General features: G+C 42.9%; 6 protein-coding genes. All 6 read left to right on the top strand.

What is annotated here, in order from left to right; genetic code table 11:
- On the top strand, positions 1 to 977 hold a 977-nt coding region (locus WC615_RS21250), incomplete at its 5' end, for an alpha-galactosidase (RefSeq protein WP_372980060.1).
- A gap of 188 nt (positions 978 to 1,165) precedes the next feature.
- Entirely contained in the window at positions 1,166 to 2,200 is a 1,035-nt protein-coding gene (locus WC615_RS21245) for a LacI family DNA-binding transcriptional regulator (RefSeq protein WP_372980059.1), read from the top strand.
- A 266-nt stretch (positions 2,201 to 2,466) separates the two neighbouring features.
- Positions 2,467 to 5,475, top strand: coding sequence for a SusC/RagA family TonB-linked outer membrane protein (locus WC615_RS21240; protein WP_372980058.1), 3,009 nt, complete (start codon positions 2,467 to 2,469; stop codon positions 5,473 to 5,475).
- 29 nt (positions 5,476 to 5,504) lie between these two features.
- Positions 5,505 to 7,019, top strand: coding sequence for a RagB/SusD family nutrient uptake outer membrane protein (locus tag WC615_RS21235; RefSeq protein WP_372980057.1), 1,515 nt, complete (start codon positions 5,505 to 5,507; stop codon positions 7,017 to 7,019).
- A gap of 32 nt (positions 7,020 to 7,051) precedes the next feature.
- Positions 7,052 to 7,918: a PKD domain-containing protein gene (locus WC615_RS21230; RefSeq protein WP_372980056.1), complete on the top strand. Its 867-nt coding sequence runs from the start codon at positions 7,052 to 7,054 to the stop codon at positions 7,916 to 7,918.
- A gap of 58 nt (positions 7,919 to 7,976) precedes the next feature.
- Positions 7,977 to 8,844, top strand: an 868-nt coding sequence (locus WC615_RS21225) for an acyltransferase family protein (protein ID WP_372980055.1), incomplete at its 3' end; no start/stop codon positions are given.

Here is an 8,844-nt window from a genome sequence, read left to right as displayed (position 1 = left end):
GGATTGAGCCAGAAATGGTTAACCCGGCCAGCGATCTGTACAAAGCGCACCCTGATTGGGTGATCAAAGAAGCTAACCGCCCCGAAAAATATTTCAGGAACCAACTGGTGCTCGATCTGACAAACCCTAAAGTGCAGGACTTTGTATTTGGCGTAGTTGATAACCTGTTCACCAAGAACCCCGACCTGGCCTACATTAAGTGGGATTGTAATGCTGTGATATATAATGCACATTCACAGTATTTGAAAAAAGATCATTCGCACCTGTACGTTGATTATGTGAAAGGGCTGTATAAAGTGCTTGATCGCGTACGCGCCAAGTACCCAAAAGTACCACTAATGCTATGCTCTGGCGGTGGCGGCCGTGTAGATTACGGCGCGCTTAAATACTTTACGGAGTATTGGCCAAGCGATAACACCGACCCGCTGGAAAGAATCTTCATTCAATGGGAGTATTCATATTTCTTCCCGGCTATTGCAAGCTCAAACCATGTTACTGATTGGGGTAAGCAACCTATTAAATTTAGGGTGGATGTGGCTATGATGGGCAAAATGGGTTTTGATATTGTGGTAGGTAAATTAAATGATAAAGACCTTGCCTTTTGCCAGCAGGCATTAAAAAATTACGATGCCCTTAAAGACGTAATATGGCACGGCGACCAATACCGCCTGCAAAGCCCATGGGATAATGATGCCGCTGCATTAATGTATGTAAACGATTCAAAATCAAAAGCGGTGGTGTTTAACTACCTGGTGAATAACCGTTATGGTAGCGGTACAAAGGCACCTATCCGTTTTAAGGGATTAGACCCGCAGAAGAAGTATACGGTTAAAGAGATAAACCTTTACCCGGGCACGGGCTCTGTATTACCAGGCAACCAGGTTTACACCGGCGATTTTCTGATGGCTGTTGGTATTAACCCCGAAATAAGCAGTTACCATACCAGTGTAGTGTTGCAATTAGATGCGGTAAATTAATAAAGTACACCCTGTTCCGCTTTGTTCTGCTCATAAATAGAACAAGCGGAACAAATAAGGCCTCCACTATAGCTAACAGTTGTTTTGCATAAACAAGTCCGTTTGTGTTATCGGCATGTAAATTTGGTAGCTTCATAATTAATATAGTAATTTAGCTAACTAAGAAAACTGCCTCCACCTGCATATAAATGTCGAAAAACAAGTTACCTACCATAAAAGAAATAGCCAAGCGGCTTAATGTATCTGCATCAACCGTATCGCGGGCGTTGCATGATCATCCGAGTATTGGTTTGGTAACTACTATGCGGGTACACAAGGTGGCCAAAGAGATTGGCTACGAGGCCAATAAAATGGCCATCTATTTTAAAGAACGCAAAACATACACTATAGGTGTTATTATCCCTGATCTTTCCGAACCTTTCTTCTCGGCCGCGTTAACCGGGGTGGAGGACGCCGCTGAAGCCAGTAACTATAACGTGATCATCGGGCAATCGCTTGATAGCTTTGAGCGCGAGAAAAAGATAGTGGAGAACATGAAAGACCACCGTGTTGATGGCGTACTGGTATCGCTCACCAAAGAAACCTCGACGTATGAGCATTTCGACAGTCTGAAAAAATATAACATCCCAGTAGTGTTTTTTGATAGGGTGCCTAATCGTAAAGACATTAATTATGTGGCCTGTAACCTGGTATCGGGTATGTTGCAGGCTATCACCAAACTGGTTGGCATAGGCCATACCCGTATTGGCCTTATAAACGGCCCGGCAAAACTGGCCGCAACCCTGCAACGTTTAGAGATATATTTTAGATGTTTAAAAGAAAATAACCTGCCGGTAGATCAGGATATTATTGTATCAACAACCTTAGGTAAAGCCGATAACCTTAAGGCTATAAACAAACTCATCTCGCTTGAGGAATCGCCCACGGCTGTTATTGTATTTAACGATTATGTTTTGCTTGATTGTATAGCCGCGGTTAAAGCCGCCGGGCTGATAGTAAATAAAGATATAAGCTTTATCAGCTTTGCTAACCTGCCTATTTGGGAATACATGGATAGCGTACCACTGGCATCTATTGAGCAGTTTGCCTATAAGCAATCATCTATGGCAGCAGGCTTTCTTTTCGAGCTCATTAACAACGCAACAAAACCCAACGCAACAGAACTCCCGCTATTGCAGCATATCATCGATTCGGAGATGATTGATTACACCCCTGCCAAATAATTATCTTTTGTTTTTATGCAATGCTGCTAATTAAGGGTGTGATATGCCCCGAATAGCCAATAATAATCTGCTAATCAGCACATAAGTGAATTTTACGCAAACGGTTGCGTAAAATAGAACAAACGTTTGCGTAAACCGTGCAAACGTTTGCGTAGCTGTGTTTTCAATTTACGTTATGGCCGCGCCCTTTCGTTAACAATAATTTTACATCACTTTTACAAATAAGCAATTAACCATGCTAAAAACTATAAACTAACTTACACAATATGATCAGAAAACTTTTACTCATCTGTACTTGCGCTCTTTTGTTTTGCCTGCAGGGTTTCTCGCAAACCTTACCGGTAACAGGGCGCGTTGTATCAGCGCTCGATAAGCAGCCAATGCCGGGCGTAACAGTGTCTGTTAAAGGCACTACCATTGGTGGCATGACAAACACTAACGGAGAATTCTCTTTAAATGTACCGGCCGGCAAAGCAACACTTGTTGTGCGTTTTGTTGGTTATTTGCCAAAAGAGGTAGCCGTAACTGCCGGCCAAACCAACATCCAGGTACAACTAACCGAGGATGTGCAACAACTTAATGATGTTGTTGTGGTTGGTTACACCAGCAAAAAACAAAACGAGCTAACCAGCGCGGTTACCGTGGTATCGGCCAACAAACTGAAGGATGTTACCGCTAACGATATTGGTACCATGCTGCAAGGTAAGGTTGCCGGTTTAAACGTGGTTAACAGTTCGGGTGCGCCGGGTGCCGTAGCCGAGATAAGGCTGCGTGGTGTATCATCTGTTAATGCCAGCCAAAGCCCGCTTTTTGTGGTTGATGGTATAATTGGCGGTAACTATGACCCTAATGATGTGGAAAGCATCACCGTATTAAAAGATGCCGGTGCTACCGCTTTATACGGTTCGCAGGCAAACGCGGGTGTTATCATTGTAACTACCAAAAGCGCTAAACAAGGCGAAACCAGGTTCGAGGCAAAAATATCAACAGGTTTCCGTACTGCTGATTTTGGTAAGATGAACCTGATGAACAGCAACGAGCTGTACGATTACCAGAAAGAGTTTTACCGCGATTATATTGTAGGCGCGCCAGATAACTCTTACAAGATAGACTTAGTGAAGTTTTACGCAGAGCGCCCTTTAGCGCTTCGCAACCAAAATTATAACTGGTCTAAAGAGTCATTTAAATCGGCACCGGTGTATAACTTCTACCTGTCTGCCAGCGGCAAAACAGAAAAGAATGATTATTACGTAGGGGCATCATACTATAAAGAAAAAGGTACTTTTGTTAACACAAACTTTGAGCGTGTTAACTTACGTGGTAACTCAACCTATCATTTCTCAAAAAAACTTGATGTAACCAACAATATCAATCTTAGCGCATCGCAAGGCAAAAGCTACGATTACATGGATGTGTATTACTCGTTCCTGAACATGCCATGGGATAACCCATACGATGCAGCCGGTAACCCAATTTATGTAGATGGTAATTCTACGTTTAAATGGTGGTCGAGAGATAAGATAAACCCGCTTAACACCGTACAAAACTCAGATCACTCATATAAAGGGTTTAATGTAAACTACGATCTGGGTATCAACTACCGTATCACCAACTGGTTAACATTTGCCAGCACAAACAGGGTATCAGCATCGTTTGATAAAGGCACCAATTATGTATCACCGGTTGCTGCGGGTACTTACCATGGCAAAGGTTATATTGATGAGCTAAACACTCTTAACTACGGTGTTATCAGCAACCAGTTATTTAAGTTTGATTTTAGATTAGGCGATCACTCTATCAGCGGCTTTGTAGGCGGCGCGTTCGAAAGCAGCAAAAACGAATACTCGGGAGGATCTGGCCAGGGCTTGCCTGAAGGTTTAAAGGTGTTAAGTGTTGCATCTAATACACAACTGGTAAACGGCGCTAACAATAAATATATCCTGCAATCATTAATATCGCAGGTAAACTATAATTATAAAGAAAAATATTTCCTGTCGGGTTCATACAGGTATGATGGTTCTTCAAACTTCGCACCAAGTAAACATTACGGTGGTTTCCCATCAGTATCTGCAGCCTGGTTGGCCAGTAATGAAGAATTTTTATCAGATAACAGTGTTATCAATAACTTAAAAATACGCGGTAGCTACGGTATTACCGGTACGCAGGATATTGGCGCATCTCGCTACCTGGGGCTGTTCTCGTTAACTACACAATATAATTCACTGGTTGGCGCGGTACCTTACCAGTTAGCAAGCCCTAACCTTACCTGGGAGAGCAAACGCCAGATAAATGCCGGTATCGATATCGGTTTATTTAAAAGGGTGAATTTAACAGTAGATGTTTACCGTAACGATACTAAAGACCTGTTACTACAAGTGTCTCAACCACTATCAGTAGGTTTTGAGACCAAGTGGGAAAACGCGGGTAGCGTAATTAATAAGGGTATTGAGGTTGGTATCAATTCAACTAACATCAAAACGAAAGATTTTGAGTGGAACACCGATTTTACCATCAACTTTAACAATAACAAATTAGAGGGCTTCCCGTCAGATATCGTAAAGACCGGTTCATGGAGCATCTCGCAAATATACCGCAACGGTGGTAACCTGTTTGAATTTTACATGCCAAAATGGTTAGGTGTTGATGCGCAAACAGGCGCACCGGTTTGGGAGAAAGTTATCTATAATACTGAAGGTAAAGCAGTAGCCCGCGAAAAAACATCAGACTATGCACAGGCTACCATACAGGAAGTGGGCTCGGCCTTGCCTAAGTTTCAGGGTGGGTTTAACAACAGTTTCAGGTATAAAAACTTTAACTTACGTGTAAGCACTTACTTTAACTATGGTAACAAAGTATTTAGCAATAACCTAAGGTTTATGATGAACGATGGGCACGAACCATATTACAATCAGATAAAATTACCTGATGGTGCTAAAGTATGGAGCGGCCCGGGCGATACCCAGGCTACAGAGCCAAGCCCGCAAAACTCAGCTAACTCTACCGAGAACTCAACCCGTTACTTAAAAGATGGCAGCTATTTCACCATCAGAAACATTGCTTTTAGTTACACCTTGCCAACAGCATGGGCTAACAAAATAGCTATGAAGGGCGTAAGTGTTGGTGTAACTGCTGATAATGTTGCTACATTCTCTAATTTCTTAGGTCAGGATCCGCAAACTACTATTACCCCTAACAGCTTTTCAACCCCGGGCGTTTCCGACTTTAAGTATCCAAACAACCGTCAGTATTTGTTAACCGTTAATTTCAATTTTTAAGCAGGTCGCGGCCTATTAAAATTAAGTATATGAAAAAGAGAATATTCACCATAATCGCACTTGTAGTTTTTGCCGCAAGCAGCTGTAAAAACTTAGATGTTAACCCAAGCGACGCTATTAGCACGGGTACCATTGTTACTACCAGTGATGGTTTAACCAACGCCCTTAACGGCGCCTACGCTTTATTTAAAGACCATATAGAGTTTAATGGTTTGGTAGATCAGAATAATATGTACCTGCGCCAGTTTTATCACCTGAGCGATTTTGCCAGCGATGATATTGTTTGCGGCCAGGTAACTACCGATCCATTGTACTACAGCTTTAGCCTTGGCCACTCGCCATCGCAGGGTAATACCCGTTACTACTGGTATATATCTTATAAGATCATCACCGGTGTAAATACGGTTATTGATGCGGTTGAAAAATCGGGTAAAACAGATGCAAAAACTAATCAACTATTAGGCGAGTGCTACTTTCTGCGTGCATTCTGCCACTTTAACTTAGTAAGGTTATTTGGTAAACCATATAGTGTTGACCCTAATGCACCCGGTATTATACTGCGTACCAATTTAACCGACGACGCCAAAAAAGCGCGGTCGACCGTTAAAGAAGTTTATGATTCTGTTATTGCTGATTCAGAAAAGGCGGCTACCTTAATGACCCAGTCACGTGGTGTGCAATACGCCTCGCAGGAGGCAGCATGGTCATTACTTGCACGCGTTAATCTTTATAAAGAAGATAACGCCAAAGCTATTGAATGGTCAAATAAAGTGATCAACTCAGGTAAATTTACTTTAGCTACTAAAGCAACATATCCGGCCTTATTTGCCAATGCCACAACTGCCAGCGAAACCATTTTCTGTGTAGCTTTTACAACGGTAGATGATTACGGTAAATTTGGTTCTATCGCCTCTATGATCTACTCAGATGGTAACTCGGGCTGGGGAGAGGAATATGCTTCATCATCATTACGTGCTGCTATGGCTCCGCATCCTGAGGATGTTCGCTGGTCATACATTGTTCCGTCAAAAGTAGGTGATGTGGTACAAAAGAAGAATGGTATCGAGATGTATTATATCAGCAAGTTCTCTTTTCAGGGCGGATCGCCAAATTTAAGCTCGCCAATTATGTTCAGGATAGCAGAGTTGTACCTGATACGTGCCGAGGCAGAAGCTAAAACTGGTGCAACCCCTGCCGCGCTTGATGATGTGGATGAGATCCGCAAAAACCGCGGACTGGAAGGCTCGCTTTACAACAAGGTTTTACCTGCAGGTAAAACTGCGTTAGATGTGGTATTAGATGAAAAACGTATTGAGATGGCATTTGAAGGCCACCGTACTTATGATGTGTTCCGTAACAAACGTACCTTGAACAAGGCTTACTGGGGTTACCACCTGGCCGGTTTAAAAGAAACCGACATCGACCTGTCAAAAACCCCATCGGGTTACCCTAACCTAACAGTGCCTTACACCAACCCACGTACGATATATTATATCCCTATTGATGAGGTGTTGAGCAATCCGTTAGCAACACAAAACCCATAATTTAATTATCACACAGTAACATACATATTGATATGAAAAATTTAAAAGCTTATATGTTCATGCTATCGGTGGCCGTTACATGTTCTGTATTCAGCTCATGTAAAAAGGATAACTACGTAGTAAAAACCGACCTGCTATATGATGTAGAGGTTGATGGCGCTACGGCAACCTTTATCGTAAAAACCGAAGGTGTAACCGGTTACAAGTGGGATTTTGGTGATGGCACAACATCTACCGATGCCAAACCAACCCACACTTACCCGGGAAAAGGCAAGTATGTGCCAACTTTAACAGCGTCTGTTAACGGTAAGAGTGTAGAGGCATCAACCGTTTTACGCATAGCCAAAACATCACCGGTAAAGATCAATGATAATACGTTGGATGATTGGGCAACGGTTACAAAAGATGTTGTACAGCTTGGGACCAAAAAAGGCGTTTTCAGAAATGTTAAGTTTGATTATGACGGTAACTACATATATATGTATGGCGAAATGACCGGCAAAAAAGCAGACGGGGTTATTTTTGATTTTTACATAGACTCTGATAACAACCCGGCCACAGGCTTATTAACTGGCACTTTTACTGATGGTGGTTACGATATACTGCTGGAAGGTCAGCTGCTTACCGCAGGGGTAGATATATTTTACCATAACAGTGCCGATCAGAATGCGTTTTCATTCGCCCAACAATCTATTTCCGAAGCTTATACAGTAGGTACTGTGAAAGAAGACGCCGGGGTAGTGAAATTTGAAATGCGTATTGCGCGCGGTAAGCTAAAAGGCTTAACCGGTTCTGGTATGCGTATAGCCATACAGGCCATCAAAAGCGATTGGTCGGTAACGTTAGGAAGCGCACCTGATGATGGTGGCCCAAGCTACTTCCTTGACATGAGTGAATAGGTTTAATTGGTTTGTATCTGTTTAAAACTGTAAGCAAAATATATATCGGGGCGCTTTTATGATAAAGAATTCAACTGCTGATCAATTGGCTAACGGGCGTTTAGTGTCGTTAGATGTTATGCGCGGCATGATCATGATACTGCTTTGCGGCGAAAGCTGCAGGCTTTACGAAGCAATAAAGCACATCGATCCGGCGCAGCCTATGGGCGGATTGATCAACCAGTTCTTTCATCATCCATGGCACGGGCTGCATTTCTGGGATTTAGTTCAGCCTGCATTTATGTTCATGGCCGGCGCCGCGATGTATATTTCTTACAGCCGTAAATTAGATAAGGGCCAAAGCTGGCAGGCAAACCTGCCGCATATATTACTACGCAGCCTAAAGCTATTTATTTGCGGTGTAGCCCTGCATTGCTTTTATGCAGGCAAACCCGTTTGGGAGCTTTGGAATGTGTTAACGCAGCTATCATTCACTACCTTAGTGGCTTACCTGATCATCGGCAGATCATACACCTGGCAGTTGGTATTTACCCTGGGTTTATTGATCCTTACCGAGGTTTTATACCGCACCATACTGATGCCGGGCTATGACCAGCCATTTGTAGAAGGGCACAACTTTGGCGCTTACGTTGATACCCTGCTCATGGGCAAAATAAATAGCGACGGATGGGTAACTATCAACTGCATCCCAACCGCGGCACACACCATTTGGGGTGTTTTGGCAGGCAAGCTGCTTATATCAAACAAAAACATAGCTTACAAAATAAAGGCTTTAGTTATAGCCGGCATCATTGCCCTAGTAATTGGTTTCGGGTTAGATCTGTCGGGCATTACACCTATTATCAAACGCATCAGCACAAGTTCGTTTGCTTTTGCATCGGTTGGGTGGGTGCTGCTGATATTGGCCGCTGTTTACTGGTTGGTTG

Origin of the sequence: Mucilaginibacter sp., from assembly GCF_041663085.1 — a bacterium.
In the GTDB taxonomy this organism is placed as follows: Bacteria; Bacteroidota; Bacteroidia; order Sphingobacteriales; family Sphingobacteriaceae; genus Mucilaginibacter.
Note: the sequence above shows the minus strand (reverse complement) of the source record. Positions and strands in the feature narration are given on the sequence as shown.